This window comes from Flavobacterium sp. GW821-FHT12A05, assembly GCF_058807735.1.
On sequence record NZ_JBXAQY010000007.1, the window covers coordinates 66,252 to 84,074 of the forward strand.

General features: G+C 33.0%; 12 protein-coding genes. 6 read left to right on the forward strand and 6 right to left on the reverse strand.

The window, feature by feature from the left end; translation table 11 throughout:
* Window positions 1–104 precede the first annotated feature (104 nt).
* Window positions 105–1,151 (reverse strand): helix-turn-helix domain-containing protein, encoded by a 1,047-nt coding sequence (locus AC1RRQ_RS16775; RefSeq protein ID WP_493024179.1) that lies wholly within the window; start codon window positions 1,149–1,151, stop codon window positions 105–107.
* Window positions 1,152–1,154: 3 nt separating this feature from the next.
* Window positions 1,155–2,216 (reverse strand): helix-turn-helix domain-containing protein, encoded by a 1,062-nt coding sequence (locus AC1RRQ_RS16780; protein WP_493024180.1) that lies wholly within the window; start codon window positions 2,214–2,216, stop codon window positions 1,155–1,157.
* 184 nt (window positions 2,217–2,400) lie between these two features.
* Between AC1RRQ_RS16780 and AC1RRQ_RS16785 the strand changes: the two genes are divergently transcribed.
* Window positions 2,401–3,309, forward strand: a complete 909-nt coding sequence (locus tag AC1RRQ_RS16785) for a hypothetical protein (protein WP_493024181.1) — start codon at window positions 2,401–2,403, stop codon at window positions 3,307–3,309.
* Between the two features lie 563 nt (window positions 3,310–3,872).
* Here AC1RRQ_RS16785 and AC1RRQ_RS16790 read toward each other — a convergent pair.
* Complete coding sequence (locus AC1RRQ_RS16790) at window positions 3,873–4,205, reverse strand: helix-turn-helix domain-containing protein (RefSeq protein WP_493024182.1); 333 nt, start codon at window positions 4,203–4,205, stop codon at window positions 3,873–3,875.
* Between the two features lie 232 nt (window positions 4,206–4,437).
* On the opposite strand from AC1RRQ_RS16790, the gene AC1RRQ_RS16795 reads away from it, so the two are divergent.
* From AC1RRQ_RS16795 to AC1RRQ_RS16805, 3 genes are all read left to right on the forward strand, one after another.
* The gene (locus AC1RRQ_RS16795) at window positions 4,438–7,869 is read left to right on the forward strand and encodes a DUF8818 domain-containing protein (protein WP_493024183.1); all 3,432 of its coding nucleotides are present in this window, start codon (window positions 4,438–4,440) and stop codon (window positions 7,867–7,869) included.
* A gap of 63 nt (window positions 7,870–7,932) precedes the next feature.
* On the forward strand, window positions 7,933–8,478 hold the full coding sequence (locus tag AC1RRQ_RS16800) for a hypothetical protein (RefSeq protein ID WP_493024184.1): 546 nt from the start codon (window positions 7,933–7,935) through the stop codon (window positions 8,476–8,478).
* 305 nt (window positions 8,479–8,783) lie between these two features.
* Complete coding sequence (locus tag AC1RRQ_RS16805) at window positions 8,784–9,860, forward strand: glycosyltransferase (RefSeq protein ID WP_493024185.1); 1,077 nt, start codon at window positions 8,784–8,786, stop codon at window positions 9,858–9,860.
* On the opposite strand, the gene AC1RRQ_RS16810 is transcribed toward AC1RRQ_RS16805, so the two are convergent.
* The 3 genes from AC1RRQ_RS16810 to AC1RRQ_RS16820 all read right to left on the reverse strand — a co-directional run bounded on the left by AC1RRQ_RS16810 (window position 9,857) and on the right by AC1RRQ_RS16820 (window position 13,417).
* On the reverse strand, window positions 9,857–11,167 hold the full coding sequence (locus AC1RRQ_RS16810; RefSeq protein ID WP_493024186.1) for a porin: 1,311 nt from the start codon (window positions 11,165–11,167) through the stop codon (window positions 9,857–9,859). The two genes, AC1RRQ_RS16805 and AC1RRQ_RS16810, sit on opposite strands and share 4 nt — an antisense overlap.
* A gap of 162 nt (window positions 11,168–11,329) precedes the next feature.
* Window positions 11,330–12,415, reverse strand: coding sequence for a sensor histidine kinase (locus AC1RRQ_RS16815; protein WP_493024187.1), 1,086 nt, complete (start codon window positions 12,413–12,415; stop codon window positions 11,330–11,332).
* A 318-nt stretch (window positions 12,416–12,733) separates the two neighbouring features.
* Window positions 12,734–13,417: a response regulator transcription factor gene (locus AC1RRQ_RS16820; RefSeq protein ID WP_008465097.1), complete on the reverse strand. Its 684-nt coding sequence runs from the start codon at window positions 13,415–13,417 to the stop codon at window positions 12,734–12,736.
* Between the two features lie 233 nt (window positions 13,418–13,650).
* Here AC1RRQ_RS16820 and AC1RRQ_RS16825 point away from each other — a divergent pair, with 233 nt between their 5' ends.
* Complete coding sequence (locus tag AC1RRQ_RS16825; protein ID WP_493024188.1) at window positions 13,651–16,464, forward strand: TonB-dependent receptor; 2,814 nt, start codon at window positions 13,651–13,653, stop codon at window positions 16,462–16,464.
* Window positions 16,465–16,596: 132 nt separating this feature from the next.
* Window positions 16,597–17,814 (forward strand): beta-helix domain-containing protein, encoded by a 1,218-nt coding sequence (locus AC1RRQ_RS16830; RefSeq protein WP_493024189.1) that lies wholly within the window; start codon window positions 16,597–16,599, stop codon window positions 17,812–17,814.
* The last annotated feature ends 9 nt before the right edge of the window (window positions 17,815–17,823 follow it).

The window sequence follows — 17,823 nt, forward strand, 5'->3', positions numbered from 1 at the left end:
ATTTGACTTTTTGCAGTAACAAAAGTCAGCTCTAAATCGCGAAATGAGGTAATCGAAAGAGAAATCAGGAGTACGGATTTATAAATTAACACTCCATTTTATGGCTATAAAGCCTGAAGCTGATAATTTAAAGGCGTTGTTCCGGTATGTTTTTTAAAAGCCGCAAAAAATGTCGATTTCGAATTAAATCCAACATCATAACCTACAGATTCTAAAGTCAGTTTATAGTTTGAAGTAATAATTTCGCAGGCATTATTAATTCTGAATTCATTTATATAACTGGTAAAATTCTTTCCCAGATTGTTATTTAAAAATTGAGATAATTGATGACTTGACAGGTTTATTTCTTCGGATAAATCTCTTAAGCTCAAATTAGGATTTTTATACAATGCTTTTTCAATCATGATTTTTTCCAGTTTTTGAGATAAAACCAGTGCTTCTTCGTCATTTAGTTTTTTATCTTTTTGAATGTTGAGCACAAACAAATCATCGGTTCTTTTTCTGTATAAAAGAATTAAAACAATCAAATACAAAATAAAAGTAAAGGCGAATCCTCCGGTAATGCAGGAAACAAATGGAACTCTGACAAATCCTAAAAAGTAACTTATAAAGATCAGGACATTTCCTAACAACAGTGTTCCAAACCATTTTTCTGATGGAGCTGAACTATGGCGTTGCGTTATTTTTTGAAGTAACTCGCAGTTTTCAAAACCTGAAATAAAAAGATAAAAAAACCACTGAAAGAATATAAAAGCCACCAGATAATCGTTCCATAAAACGGAATAGTTTTGATACGGAAACAGGAAACCAACCAACAGAATTGCGAGGATCCAAATTGCTATATGCCATTTCCATTTTATTGAAGTTCGATTATTTCCCTGAATTCCTGATTTAAGCGAATAATACAAAAGAGGCCCAATTAACAAACAAGCCGAAAGACCAATTTGAAGATAGGTTTTAGCCAGATTGTTATTGAAATAAACGAAAACCGTAATGGTAATTCTAATACTCAATGCTAATAACGACGCACCAAGAAAAAGATTTGTGAGATATTTTTTCTTCGTAAAAAACAAAAAATACAGACTCAGAATAAATCCGTTGAAAGCGCCCAAAGCACCAAAAAAGAATAGTATTTCTTTACCAATACTCATATCTTAAGTTTGTAAAGCCTGAAGCTGATAATTTAAAGGCGTTGTTCCGGTATGTTTTTTAAAAGCCACAAAAAATGTCGATTTTGAATTAAATCCAACATCGTAACCCACAGCTTCTAAAGTTAATTTATCACTTGAAGTTATGATTTTACACGCTTCGTTTATTCTAAATTCGTTTACAAAACTGGTAAAATTCTTTCCCAGATTGTTATTTAAAAACTGCGATAATTGATGACTTGAAATGTTAATTTCCTTAGACAAATCCTGCAGATTCAAATTTGGGTTTTTAAACAAGCTTTTTTCGTTCATTATATTTTCCAACTTTTCGGCAATAATAACGGCTTCGGCTGCATCGATTTTTTTACCGGAATTTTTCTGACCATTCAATAAAAATAAATCATCCGTTTTCTTTCGGTATAAAAGAATAGAAATTATCAGATACAAAATAAAAGAAAAAACAACTGCACCGCCTATATAAGTTGCCGCCGAAGCGCCCATAATGGCCAAAAAGTAAAAAAGGAACAATAAAAAATTTCCCAGAAAAAGTGATCCAAACCAAATTTCTGACGGACTTGCTTTTTCTTTTCTGTTTACTATTTTCTTTAAAATTACTTTAATCGTAAACCCCGAAAAAACGATATAGGCAAACCATTGAAGATAAATGATTCTGACTAAATAAAAACTCCAAAGTGTTGGATAAGTTTGGTACGGATATAGTATTCCGATACCGAAAATTAGAATTGCCCAAAATAACAAAATCATTTTCCAGGATTTTGGCATTATGTTGACTTCTTCAACTGCCGATTTTAGAAAATAATACAAACAGGGCCCAATAAAAAAACAAGCTGTAAGTCCAAACTGCAAATACATTTTAGGCAGTTCCGGATCAAAATAAACAAACACCGATTTCCCTATCCGAATGCTTAATGCAAACAAAAGTCCTCCAAGGAAATAATTGGTCAGGTATTTTTTCTTCGTAAAAAAGAAAAAATAAACTCCCAGAATTAATCCGTTGAAAGTTCCCAATGCACTAAAAAAGAATAGAAGTTCTTTACCGGTATCCATAGTTTAACTTCGTTATATCCTGAACAAAGCTAAAAAAAAGATCGATTTCTCGAGAGAAAATAGTTTAATTCTATATAATTATGCAGATTCAGGTTTACAATACCCTGAATGCGCATAATACAATGACAATAAGACAACTAATTTTGCTTTTAAACTAATTATTAATCAGCAAAATTATTATCAGATGAAAAAAATTCTTTTAATTACAATCTTATTTATTGGTCTTTTATACTCATGCAGTAAAGATGAATCTATAAAAAATGAATCCGCAAAAAATATTAATTATACTGCTTTAAGTAAATCAGTAGACAATCAAATTAGTACATTTCAAAAATTAACCCTATCTAATATTGAGGATCAATATTTAAAATACTTTAAAATAAAACCAAAATCACCCAGTACAAACAAAAACATTCCAAAAGAAACAACAATTAAAATTGTATTAGCACCACATTACAATAACTTAGAGAGTCAATTTATGCTAAGCTTTTATCAAGATATGGCAAACTGTTATGATAATAAAATTATAGAACTTTTAAATTCAAAAAGAATATTACTTAACGCCGCTAATTTTTCATTAGACTTTAAAAATGAAGTAAATTTTATATTCAATACTATTGAGAAAACCACAAATGAAATAGGCAATATTCTAAACAAATCACAAACCAATAAAACAGGAAAAAGCGCAGGTTTTGGCGATTGTTTTTCTCAGAAAGGAAAAACTATAGGGAGAGCTATCGTTACTGGTGTCATCGTTGGTGGAGTAGGTGGAGCGATTACAGGTGCAACAGTAGGAACTGTATCGTTCCCCGGATTAGGGACTGCTAGCGGAGCCGTAGCGGGAGCAGTATTTGGTGCAGCAAAAGGAGCTATTACTGGTGGACTTGGTGAACTTACATGGGCGGCCTTAGATTGTGCAATGGAACGTCAAACCTTAGAAATTGAATATATGTTTGCCGATGATTTTTACAATGATTTCATAATTGCGTACGATTCAGATCAGCAAAATCTTTATATATTTGAAGATTACGAGTCTATACCAAATTTAGTTTTAAATACTTCAGAAGAAACGATTATAAAATTTATAGAGTAAATTATGACCTCAAATAATCTAAAAATACTTAATTTCATTAATAAGTACGTAATTAGCTTCATTTACATTATACTAATGTTTTGGTGCTTTTTCTTTGAAGGAGATTCTTTTTCTATAGAAAAAATAATTGCTCATAAAAATGATCCAAGAATGTACTTTGCTCTATTCTGGGCAATACTTAGCCTATTATTTTTTCGTTGGTGGATGAAATTTCCAAAAAAAAATAAAAATTAGACATTAACAGATAACTCTATAAATTAGAGAAAACTTCTTTTTTCTACCTTTATGAAATCAAATAATCAAAAGCATCAGGTTTTCATCTTTAACTACATTTGGAGTCCAATTATTGTCCTTATAATGACTGGTGTTTTCTTTTTTAAAGGAGGAGAAATATCAATTCAAAAAATGATTGATCACAAATCTGACCCAAAACTTTATGTAGCATTTGCATTAGCAATACTTTTTTTAGTATTACTTAGGCGAGGAATAAGGTTCCCAAAAAATAATCAAAACTAAAAATATTCTACAATTTTTTAATTAAAGCTTCATGATCATGAAGCCTTTTATGATTTACGTTCTCTCTTTAAATCCTTAATTACTTTTTTCAACTCCTTTATTCTCTTTTCATATTGTTCTATTACTTTTTCAGATAATTGAGAAACGGAATCAAACGGCGATTTAATTTTTAGTTCATCATCGATCTTTAATAATTCCTCTGGATTTATTTCAAAAATTTTAGCAATTTTTAAAATATGTGTCGCCCAAGAACTGCTTTCTCCGCTTTCTATTCTTGCATAAGCTGATTGGGATATATGAAGATAATCTGCTACTTCTTCTTGCGACATTTTTTTATTCTTTCTAAGTTCTTTCAATTTGTTACCAACAACCACATTCATAATATATAAATTTCTCCTTCAATATAATAGAGGACAAAATTGTAAATATATACTCACGAAAACATGATTATTTTTTAGTAAGACCATTAAAAACTTATACTACTTCAATAACAACATAATTGGCTTATAAGGAAAAAATCAAATTCAAATAAACATTATTCAGCATCCATATTCTACTTGAAGTTTTCCCAATTATAAATACTACTTTTGATTTTTGAGAGTTAATGTGTTTATGTTGAAAAAATTACTGTTTTTTGCGCTGCTGTTTTGGTATTCTGGGCTTATGGCGCAGGAAACAGAATCACTGTACAAAACAAAAAAAGTAATTGCCGTAAAAGATACAATCCGGCTAGAAAACGTGAGTATCAACTCCAGCTTTTTTGAACTTTTAAATAGTAAAAACCAACCTGTTGATTCGAGTTTTTATAAAATTGATTTTCAAAAAGGAACTCTTCTTTTAAACGAAAAATTCACTTCGGTTTCTGATACTTTAATTGTCAATTATCTTAATTATCCTGATTTCTTAACCAAAGAATATGGCCTTTACAAAGAAAGTCAGGTGGTAACGAATGATGTTAACTCTGAAAAATTATACAAAATCGACAACAGCAATGCTAAAAAAGTTACGCCGTTTGACGGCTTAAATACTTCCGGAAGTATTACGCGTGGTGTTACGATTGGTAATAACCAAAATACAGTTTTAAACTCCAACTTAGATTTACAAATTACAGGAAAAATTTCAGATAAAATCAGTTTGCGGGCTTCGCTTCAGGATAATAATATTCCGCTTCAGGATGGCGGTTATTCGCAAAAGCTCGATCAGTTTGATAATATTTTCATGGAACTTTTTACAGACGACTGGAATATTCGCGCCGGAGATGTTTTTCTTGAAAACCGGAAAACGCAATTTCTGAGTTTCAATAAAAAGGTTCAGGGACTTTCTGCCAGTTTTGATTTTGATACGGAGAGAAGCAAAACCAATGTTTTTGCCTCGGTTTCTTTTGTAAAAGGTCAATATGCCAAAAGTACTTTTACGGGACAGGAAGGAAATCAGGGGCCTTATAAACTAAAAGGACAAAACGGCGAATTGTATGTTTTGGTTATCTCGGGTTCTGAACGGGTTTATGTAAATGGTGTTTTGCTCAAACGCGGCGAAAACAACGATTATGTAATTGATTATAATGCGGGAGAAATTGTTTTTACTTCGCTTTTTACGATTACTTCCGAAATGAGAATTAATGTCGAATATCAATATTCAGAACGAAATTACAATCGTTTAGTGACTTACGCTGGTGCTACAACCGAAAGCAAAAGCTGGAGTTTTGGCGGTTATATTTATTCTGAAAATGATATGAAAAACCAGCCGTTACAGCAAAATCTATCTCCGGAGCAAGTTCAGATTTTGGCGCAGGCCGGCGATAATACTAATTTAATGAAAGCACCTTCGGCATTTGAAGACACGTATTCTGAAAATAAAATTTTATATAAAAAGATACTGGTAAATGCTGTTGAAGTTTATGAATATTCCAACAATTCTGTTGATGTTCTATATAATGTAAAGTTTAGTTTGATGGGGAATAATCTCGGAAATTATATCATTCAGAATAATACTTCTGTCGAAAGAATTTACCAATATGTTTCGCCTATTGGCGGAGTTCCGCAGGGAAATTACGAGCCTATTGTACAGCTGGTTGCGCCAATGAAAATTCAGGTTGCCACTTTTTTAGGAAAATACAATCCTGACGAAAAAACATTGGTCGATTTTGAAGTCGCAATGAGCAATAACGATAAAAACTTATTCTCCGGGATTGACGATTCTGACAACGAGGGAATTGCTTTTAAAACCAATGTTAAAAAACGTCTTTTTACCCGAGACTGGACTTTAGACGGTTTTGCCAATTATCAGTTTGTTCAAAAAGATTTTAGATCTGTTGAACGTTTGTATAATATTGAGTTTAACCGCGACTGGAATTTAAACGGAACGCTTTTAGGAAACCAAAGTTTATTGGTTACAGGTGTCAATTTTGATTTATTTGCTAAAAAAGAAACCTCAAATATTGGTTTGTTTTCGTATCAGTTTGAGAAATTAGATTTTAGCGAAAGTTATTCTGGAGCGCGCCATACGACAACGGCTTTATTCAAATTAAAAAAATGGACAATTGAAAATCAAGGCAGTTTTTTAAATTCTGATGCCACGGCTTCGACTTCAAAATTCATTCGAAATCAAACCAGAACGAAATATCATTTTGGTAAAAACTGGATTGGCGGCAGTTTACAAATTGAAGATAATCAGGAAAAAGATAAAGTAACCAATCAGTTTTCGGCTTTAAGCCAAAGATTCTCAGAATACGGTGTTTTCGTTGGGCGTGGCGACAGTACAAAAGTTTTTGTCGAGTTAGGATATTTACAGCGTAGAAATGACAGCTTGCAAAATGGTTTATTGCAGCACGTAAATAATTCCCAAACCTACTTTTTAAAATCAAAATTAATCCAAAACAAAACTACTGATCTGGCCGTTTATGCGAGTTATCGAAATCTGGATTTTACAGATTCAAACCGAAAAAATGAACCTTCGTTGAATTCCAGAATCTTATATAACGATAAGTTTTTTAATCAGTTTATGCAGATTGGAACGGCTTATGAAACCAGTTCCGGAACCATCGCCCAACAGGAATTTACCTATATTGAAGTTCCAACCGGACAGGGCGTTTATACCTGGAACGATTATAATGGCAACGGAATTCAGGAACTGGAAGAGTTTGAAATAGCGGCTTTTCCGGATCAGGCAAAATACATCCGGATATTTTTACCGAACCAGATTTACATCAAAACCAATCAAAATAAATTTTCACAGTCGGTTGTTTTAAATCCGCTGCAATGGCAAAACGAAAAAGGTTTTAAGAAACTGCTTTCTTATTTCTATAATCAGACTTCGTTTATTATGGACAGAAAGGTTCGCAGTAACGGCGATCGTTTAGAACTGAATCCATTTTATTCTTCAGATGAAAATATTCTGGGTTTAAATTCGAGTTTCAGAAATAGTTTGTTTTACAATCGCGGTAAACAAAAGCATTCGGTTACGTATTCTTATTTGGTAAATAATGGAAAAAATCTGCTTTCGGTTGGTTCTCAAAATGTCAAAAACAGTTCGCATCAATTGCAATACACACATCTGTATCAAAAAAGCTGGTTATTTAATTTCTTTACCAAAACCATAAAAACCAATTTAATCTCAGAAAATTTTGTCGAAAAGAATTATGATTTAAGAGGTTATCAACTGGCACCAAAAATCAGTTATTTATTTTCAAAAAACACGAGTCTGGATTTCTTTTATGAGTTTCAGAATAAAGAAAATCAAATTGGGAATTTTGAAACGTTGGTTCAAAACAGGTTGGGAACTTCATTTTCGTTTGCCGGAGAAAAAAAGGTTACTATAAATGGAGAGTTTTCTTTTTATGAAAATAAGTTTACCGGAAATGAATTTTCATCTGTAGGTTTTCAGATGCTGGAAGGGCTTCAGGAAGGACAAAATTTAGTCTGGAAATTGCTTTTGCAAAAAAACATTACCCAGTTTTTAGATGTTAATTTGAATTATCAGGGGCGTAAAAGTGAAACAGGAAATACGGTTCATACAGGAAATGTACAGCTTCGTGCTTATTTTTAATACTTTACGAAAAACATACGAATTAATTGCTTAATTTTAATTGGAATTTAAACTATAACCACCATGAAAAAATTATTATTACTTTGTTTTATAGTAGTTTTATCTACTAATTTCTACGCACAGGAAACTACTGCAAAAGCCGCTAAGAGCAAAACCGAGGCATCTGCTAAAAAAGCAAAATCTGACGCCGACAAAGCGAAGGCTGATGCTAAAAAAGAAGCCACAAAAGCGAAAAAAGAAGCTGCAAAAGCTACAGACGCATCTGCAGCTGCGAAAAAAGAATCGGCAAGTGCCACTAAAAAAACAGCCGACAAAGCAAAATCTGACGCTGACAAAGCAAAAGCCGATGCTAAAAAAGAAACAGCAAAAGCAAAAAAAGCTTCTGACAAAGCAGCAAGCGCAGCAGATGACGCGACAAAAGCTGTAAAAAAAGATGCTGCCTCAACAAAAAAGACAGCAACTAAAACGTTGAAAGAAACCAATGAAAAAGCTCCAAAAGTGGCTGATAAAGTTACAGGAGAATACAATGGTAAAAAAGTGTACACTGGTCCAAAAGGCGGCAAGTATTACATTAATAAAAACGGAAATAAAACTTATATTCAGGATTAGGGTTAAGGTACTGAGGTGCTAAGGTACTGAGATACTAAGATAGAAGACTTCGAAGCCGAACTTACGTTCGGCTTTTTTTATTTTGCTAAGTAAAAAATCTTAGAACCTTAGTATCTTAGCGACTCAGTATCTTATAAAGCGCTTAACATATAAGTAACCTTATTTTTCTAATCATCGTTTTTTCTTCTTCTTTTTAACGAAATATCAAGCCTGAAGCCTTGTATAGAGTTAATAATTTAGTAATATGTGCGAAATAACACAAAAAACATATTTCTTTATCTTCGTTTTTTAAAAGCGTTAAAAATATGAGCATTGACTATTCTGCTAACAAAACTATTTTAGTTGCTCCGTTAAACTGGGGACTAGGCCATGCCACAAGATGTATTCCTATAATTAAAGCGCTTCAAGAAAATAATTATATTCCAATTATTGCTTCTGATGGTGTTGCGCTGGCTTTATTACGAAAGGAATTTCCATACATACAAACTCTCGAACTGCCTTCTTATCATATTGAATATGCTAAAAACGGCAAAAACTTTAAATGGAAGCTGATTAAAAATCTTCCGAAAATGATTACGGCCATTTTAGACGAGAAAAAAATGGTAAACAGCTGGATTAAAAAACATGGTATTGACGGAATCATTTCAGACAACAGGCTGGGGGTTTTCAGTAAAAAAGTACCTTCTGTTTTTATGACACATCAATTGAATGTGATGACCGGAAACACTACTTGGTTTACAAGTAAATGCCATCAGCACATTATAAAAAAATATACGGAATGCTGGGTCCCTGATTCTGACGACAAAGTAAATCTTACAGGAGAACTTGGACATCTTAAAACTAATGAGTTGAATCTAAAATACATTGGCCCTTTAAGCAGAATGAAGAAAAAGGAAACGCCAAAAGTATACGATTTGATGATTATTTTATCTGGTCCTGAACCACAGCGTACTTATTTAGATGAGAAACTTCAAAAAGAAGCAGCAAAATATAAAGGTAAAGTTGTTTTTGTTCAGGGTGTTGTACAGAAAACACAAGAGAAATGGCAGGCCGGAAATGTTACTTATTATAATTTCATGAACTCTAAACAATTAGAGCAGACTTTTAACGAGAGTGATTTTGTTCTTTGCCGATCTGGTTACACGACGGTTATGGATTTGGCTAAATTAGGAAAGAAAGCCTTTTTTATTCCAACTCCGGGACAATATGAGCAGGAATATCTGGCGATAAAACTTCAGGAAGAAAATCTTGTACCGTATGCAATGCAAGACGACTTTACGATTGAAGATTTATCAAAAGTAAAGTCGTTTAATGGTTTGTCTCAATTTAAAAATGATATAGACTGGGACTTGTTATTTAGTGTTTTTGAAGATCACCTTTAGAAGTTAAACTGCGCTTGCAATCGCAATAAATTTCCTTGTTGTTTGTTTATTGGAAGCGCGCTGTCTTCAAAAGTTCTGTCAGCGATTACATATTCGGCTGTTAGTTCGAAAGCTTTGATTGGCTGCCATTCGATACCAAATTCGTAATCTCTTACGACATAACTTCTGGCGTCTTTTTCGTATTTTTTTCCTCCGTCGTAATATTGAAATTTGGCGAAAGGATAAATATGCTGTTTTTTAAGATCCCATTTGTAGTTTAATAAAACGTAACCTCCATTTAAATCTGTTTCATCAACAGTGTTGGTTAAGGTATTATAGCGAGGTCCTCGTCCTACATTATATTCTGTCTGAATTCCGAATGGTTTTGGATATAAAACAAAAGTTGCTCCTACCCTTTGATCTTTTACATATTGCGGATCATTTACTTTAACGCCTGGTGAAATTTCTCCGGTAAAAGCCCATTTTCCTGTATAAGCCTGGATTCCCGGTTCTATAATCTGATCACCAATTACGAATGGATACGTTACTCTGGCCACTACATTTATATCTCTGTTTCCGTCTAGTTTATTGGCAATTTGTCCGTTGTAAACTCCAAAAGCAAATACTCCATAATCACCTGAACCTTTATATCCATCTTTAACTAACATAGCAAAACGTTCTCTAATCTCGGCTGGAGCCCAATAAAAGAATATCCCCAAATCACGCTCATTTAATATGGCACTGTTCATTGCATCGTTTCGATCTAAAGCCAGACGCTGAGAACTTGACTGCATGTTTTCGAAACCGTAAGGAATTTTACTCTGCCCAACGCGAACGCGGTATTCTTTTTTCTTATCAAAAGATAGATCAAAATACAAGTCGCGAATTTGAACGAAATTCTGAATTCCGGTACTTGGAGAACTGGCAAAGTCGGGCTGAAAATAGAAAAATACATTAGGGTGAACCTGACCTGAAAATACTAAACGTGCACGACGAATAAAAAGTCCGTTGTTTGATTTTGCATTTGGTTCTGTAGAAGTTGTTCCCCAGGATTTATCACATTGTTCGCAGGAAACTTTGTCGTTTGTAGAGAATAAACCATTGTATCGAATTTGTGCGTAACCTCTCAAGGAGATTCTGTCGTACCAGTGTTCTTCGACTCCTCCACCAGATTTAGTCTCTGGAAGTTTTGCTTTGTTGATAGAATCTAAAATACGAAGTACTTCATTTTTTACATCCTGTTTGTTTATTTCCTTTTTGTCTGTTTCTTGTGCATTTGCAGCATAAGTAAGCAGCATTAAAACGGCTAATAGTTTTCTTTTTATCATTAGTTCTCTAATTCCCTTAATTTCAGGATGCAAAGATGACTCACCTATGTTAAGAAATCATTAACCAGATGTTACTATAATAAAAATTTAATGTTATGGCCGAAATTCGAATGTTGATTTATTGTTAAATACCCTGTTTTAAGGCATTTGACAAAAACTCAATTACAATTTTTTAACGTCGGCTTTTTGGCTTTTGAATGCTTTTTCGAGTGTAAAAGAGAATTCTGAACCAATTCCGAACTCACTTTCTACATAAACTTTCTCTTTATGCGCTTCAATAATATGTTTTACAATTGCTAAACCTAAACCAGAACCTCCTTCAGAACGTGTTCCGCTTTTATCAACCCGGTAAAAACGTTCAAAAAGTCTCGGAATGTTTTGTTTTTCAACTCCTTCACCATTATCACTTATACGAATTAAGACTTTTTTCTTTGTAAGGTTTACAACACCTACTTCGGTTAAACCGCCTTCTTTTCCGTATTTAATAGAGTTTACAATCAGGTTTTCTAAAACTTGCTGAATTCTGTCCTGATCTCCGCGAATAATAACCGATTGTACATTTTTGCTTTCAAAAGCTAATTTGATTTTCTTTTTATCGGCTTTCATTTCCAATAAATCAAAAACATTCTGAATTAGTTCTACGATATCAAAATCGGTCATATTTAAATCTAAATCTCCAGATTCTAATTTGGTAATCATATCCAGATCTTCTACAATATAAATAAGACGCTCTACTCCTTTTTCGGCGCGTTTTAAATATTTTTTTCTGATGTTTTTATCATCCATTGCACCATCAAGCAAAGTCGAAACATAGCCCTGAACCGTAAACAACGGGGTTTTTAATTCGTGCGAAACGTTACCAAGAAATTCTCTGCGGTATTGCTCACGAATTTCGAGCATTTCGATTTCCAGCTTTTTATCTGTAGCAAACTTTTTCACTTCTCGCGAAAGCGTTTCCATATCGGTATTAATAGGCTGGTTTATAAGTGTTGTAGATTCTAATAACGAAACCTCATCGTAAATTTTCTTTACTCTTCTGTAAATAAAGCGTTCTACACGATATTGTAAAACCAAAAAAGAGAATATATAAATCGATATTATGAAAATAATTCCAAATGCAATTTGATGTTTCAGCTGATTTTTATAAAATAACGACATTAATATCAGCACAAATCCTGTTGCAAAAAGACTGATATACAATGCCGATTTTATGGCAAACTTGTATGTTTTTTTAAAATTAATTTTCATTTAAATATTTAAAATAATAAAACTAAGAGGTTCTTTTTTTCTACCATATAAGTGATATAAGTTCATTTAAAAACAAGCTTACTTCTATGGATTACAAAACATTTTAAAACAGTAAATCTTTGTCAAAGTTCAAAACTTTGACAAAGATAAAATTAGATTTCAAAAGTATACACACTATCATTTAAATGAACTTATATCACTTATATGGTGCAAACTTTTACAGAATATATTTTAAAGCAATCTGAACAGATTTAAATTTTAACTAAAATTCAAAGCGCCTTAGCAGCTTAGTATCTCAGAATCTTAGTAACTTCAAATCTAAACTTCAAATTTATAGCCAACCCCTTTTATGGTTTTAAAAAGGTCTTCGCCTATTTTTTCACGAAGTTTTCTAATGTGCACATCGATTGTTCTTCCTCCTACTACTACTTCATTTCCCCATACTTTATCAAGGATTTCATCTCTCTTGAAAACCTTACCTGGTTTTGAAGCTAGTAAATAAAATAATTCGAATTCTTTTCTTGGCAGAGCAATTTCTACATTGCCTTTTATGATTTTATATTCCTCGCGGTTAATCTCAATTCCACCAACATTTAGGGTATCTGTAACGACTTCTTGTTCTTTTAACCTTCTTAACAAAGCCTTTACTTTAGACACTAATAATTTTGGTTTAATTGGCTTTGTAATATAGTCATCAGCACCTGCATCAAAACCAGCTACTTGCGAATAATCTTCGCTTCTTGCAGTCAGGAATGTTATGATAACATTATTTAACTCAGGAATTTTTCTAATGTGCTCGCAAGCTTCCATCCCGTCCATCTCTGCCATCATCACGTCCATGATAATTAATTCCGGCAATTCTTTCTGAGCCTTTGCTATAGCGTCTTTTCCGTTAGAAGCTGTAACAATCTGGTAACCTTCCTGAGCAAGGTTATAGCCAACGATTTCTAAGATGTCCGGTTCGTCGTCAACTAATAAAATCTTAGTTTGTGTTTTTTTCATAAATAGCAAAAATTGAGATTTTTACATCAAATATTCTTAATTATTTATCCGATGTTTTTTATTTCACGGGGTAAATATACTAACAAAAGGACCGTTAAAAATTAGTGTTAACGGTAATTTAATCTGGTAACAATTTGATAATCTAGAGAACACAAAAACATAACAAGTGGGTAACATGAACTTTACAGCGCGGTCATTTCTTTGCACAAAAATAAATTAAACACAACACACTAATGAAATTCAATTTAAGATTTCTATTTATTGCATTATTTATCTGTACGATTTCGGTCGCGCAAAACAAAGGTACAATTTCTGGAGTTCTAACAGACAAAGAAATGAACAATGATCCGTTACCTTTTGCAAATGTTTTGATTAAAGGTACGAACATTAACGTAAATACTGACGTTGATGGGAAATATTCCTTAAACGTAAATCCTGGTAACTATACTCTTATTTTTAGTTTTTTAGGATACGAATCTAAAGAAGCTCCAGTTTCTGTAAAGGCAAATGAAACTGTAGTTATGAATCAAGTACTTTCTTCTGGCAGTTTTACATTGAAAGATGTTGTAGTAAAATCAACAGCAAGTAAAGAAAAAGAAACTGCACTTTTACTGGAACAAAAAAATGCTGTTGTAATCAAACAAAGTATTGGTGCACAGGAAATGTCCAGAAAAGGTGTTAGCGATGTCGAAGAAGGTTTAACGAAAATTACCGGAATTACTAAAGTAGACGGAAGAGGTTTATTCGTAAGAGGCTTAGAGGATCGTTACAACAGTCTTTTATTAAACGACCTTGCTATTCCATCAAACAATCCATTTAAAAAAATTATTCCTTTAGATATTTTTCCAACTGATATTGTTAGTGTTTTAGAAACATACAAAACCTTCAATACTAACTTGTACGGAGATTTTGCAGGAGCTACTTTTAATATCATAACAGCTGCTACTGGAAAAAGTCAAACTAAAATTAATTTTGGTGCAGGTTATACTGTCAATAATAACCTGAAAAAATTCCTTATTTCTCAAGACGCAACTTCAACAGGTGATTTCTTTGGATTTTCAGGCAGCGAAAGAGATTTACCATCTGCATTGACTAAAACTCCAAGTAACCAAACCTTAACTACAGACCAAGCTGCAAACGGATTTGGTTCAGGGTTTGACGTTAAAAGTGACGTAGCTCCTTTAAATACAAGTTTTGGAATTACGCATTCAGAAAAATTCAACTTAGGCAAAAAACAAAACGTATTTCAATATCTAGTTTCTGTTAACTATGATAATAAATACCAAATTAGAAGTGGAGCTGACAGAATTTTCAATACTGCACAAGGTAACTATGATAATGATTTAGTTACAACGCAATATAAATTTATCACAAACTCATCTGTATTAGCAAGTTTAACTTATAAAACAAGCAGACTTTCTCTTACATCGAACACTATCTATTTAAAATCTACTGAAAACTTAATACAAGATCAGGTAGGTTATACAAACTCTAATGCTGCTCAAACAAATGGTTTCATTAGAATGAATCAATTGCAAGAGTCTACTTTTTTCAACACACAGTTATTTGGTAATTATAAAATAACTGAAGATGAAAGACATACTTTAAAATCTGGTATCTCATACTCTACAACACAATATGAGCTTCCTGACAGAAAATCTTTCAAGGGTATTAAAATGGACGACAATACAACGTCAATATCTTATACTGGTAACAGTATAACAAGACAATACCTTGATTTTAAAGGTGACGAACATGTTTCTGGTTTACTAGAATACAACTGGAAATTTGGAAATGAAGATCTAAGCAAATCTAACAAGTTTACAGCAGGTTACAGCGGATATATGAACAAAATGGGATCTGAATTTAGATTCCTGGTATCACAAAATCTAGACTCAAACAGTGCTACTTTCCCAACTAATACTCCTGATGCTACTCTAAAGGACCAAATCTTAAACAACGGTTTCACTTATAGAGAAGGAACAAACTCAACTTACAAAGCAATGTTAGAAGAGTTTATTAACGCTGGATATGTAGATTTAGCTTTAAAATTTTCTGATAAATTCGAATTAAATGTAGGCGCAAGAGCTGAACAGACTCATAGAGAAACAAAATACAAGTCAACAGGAAGTTTTGAAGATCCATATCAAAAAATAACTACTGATAAAACAGATATTTTACCATCTATAAACACAAAATATATCATAAACGATAAATCAAACTTAAGATTTGCGGCTTCAAAAACGATTACAAGACCTGTAATTATGGAATCTTACCCTCTTGAGTTCGTTAACCCTGATGGTACTATCGAAAGAGGTAATGAATTTTTGGGTAATAGTGCGAATTATAACTTTGATTTGAAATACGAATTATTCCCAACTAGTAAGGAATTAATTTCTGCTACAGTTTTCACTAAAATGATCGATAATCCTATTGAAAGATTATTTACAAACTCAGCAGGAAGCGGCGGACAAATTATAACATACGGTAATTCTAACAAAGCTGTATTATATGGTGCTGAATTAGAATTCTTATTCCAATTTGAAAGAATTTCAAAATCATTATCTAACTTCTCATTTGGTGCAAATGCTTCATTGATGGATACAAAAGTAACTATTGAAAAAGTTTTTGAAAATGGAGTTAACAATCCTGAAACCATTGCAGTTGATGCTAATCCATCTAGAAAACTACAAGGAGCTTCACCTTGGATCTTAAATGCTGATCTTAGATACGACTCTGAATTTAGTGAAAAATGGAAAAGCTCTATGACTATGGTTTACAACATCTACAGCAAAAGAATCTATGCCGTAGGTACAAATGGATTAGACAATTATTATGAAATGCCGTATGGTAAACTTGACTTCATCTGGCAAAACAAAATTTCAGACAAATTTGATGTTAAACTTTCTGTAGATAACTTATTAAACCCGGCTTATAAAATACAAATGGGTGACAAGAGCAGAATTCAAATAACTGAAAGCGACTTAACTGTAAGAGAATACAAAAAAGGAGTTGGTTTCTCTATGAATGTATCTTATACATTTTAAGAAACACTTAACAATTACAAAACACAAGCTTAAATAACGAGTAATGATTTGATAACATTCTCTTAAATAGATTGCAAGAGACTCAGATTAAATTTGTTGAAGATTGAAATAAATAAAACAAACACAAAACTTATGAAAAAATTAGTATTCTGCTTAGCAGTTTTAGGAAGTATCTTTACAGGATGCTCATCAAGTGACGATAATAACGATACACCGGTAAAACAACCAGTAACAGGAGAAATCTCTGCTAATATTACAGCTAATAAAACTTATGCTTACGGTAACTACACGTTAAAAGGAATGATTAAAGTTAGTAGTGGTGTAACTCTTACTTTCGAGCCTGGTTGTACAATTACTTGCGACAAATCTACAGGAGAAAACGGTCTTATTATATTAAACGGAGGAAAATTAATCGCTAACGGTACAGCAGATTCTCCAATCGTTTTTACTGAAAAATCAAAAGTAGGAGGTTCTTGGGCTGGTATCATTATGTATGGTGATGCTCCAATCGTAAACTCAGCAACTGCTCCTGCTCCACAAACAGCAGTTTCAGAAGATGGTTTAAACTTAACTTACGGTGGTTCAAATGCAGCTCACAATGGAGGTTCATTGAAATATGTAAGAGTTGAATACGCTGGACAAGTAATTACAAGTAACAGTAAAGAAAATAACGGATTCTCTTTCTACTCTGTTGGATCAGGAACTGTATTAGATCACTTAGTTTCATACAAAGGTAACGATGATGGTTTTGAATTTTACGGAGGAACAGCTAGTTTAACTAATGCTATCTCTTATGGTAACAGCGATGACTCTTTTGACTGGCAAGACGGATGGAGAGGTCAAGAAAACTCAAACTGGTATGCATACCAAACAGGTGTTGCTAACTACGGTATTGAAGTAGAATCTAAAAGTGTTGACAATGCATTCTGGCCAAAAGTTACTGGTATCACTCTTAGAAGAGCAGCTGGTACAACTACAGAAGCACAAAGCGAAATCCAATTAGATGCTATCCAATTCAAAAAAGAAGGAAATGGTGACTACAGCAACATCGTAATTGATGGTTATGTTAGCCAAACTACTCCAAAAGCTTACGAAGGTGGTGTAATTCAAATACAAGACAAAGCTACTTATGATCACCAAGTTGCTGCAGGAAAAATTAAATTAAACAACGTGAAAATCACTAACTCTCCTATCACATTCATTTCAGGAGTACCTGCTTCATTCACAGTAACTGCTGCTAGTTTTGTTCCTGCATCAAACTGGACAACTAGTACTACTGCTACAGGAGCTGTTTTAACTGGTGGTGCATGGGCTACAGTTGACGGCGTAAACTTATTAGCTAAACTATAAGTTCTTCAC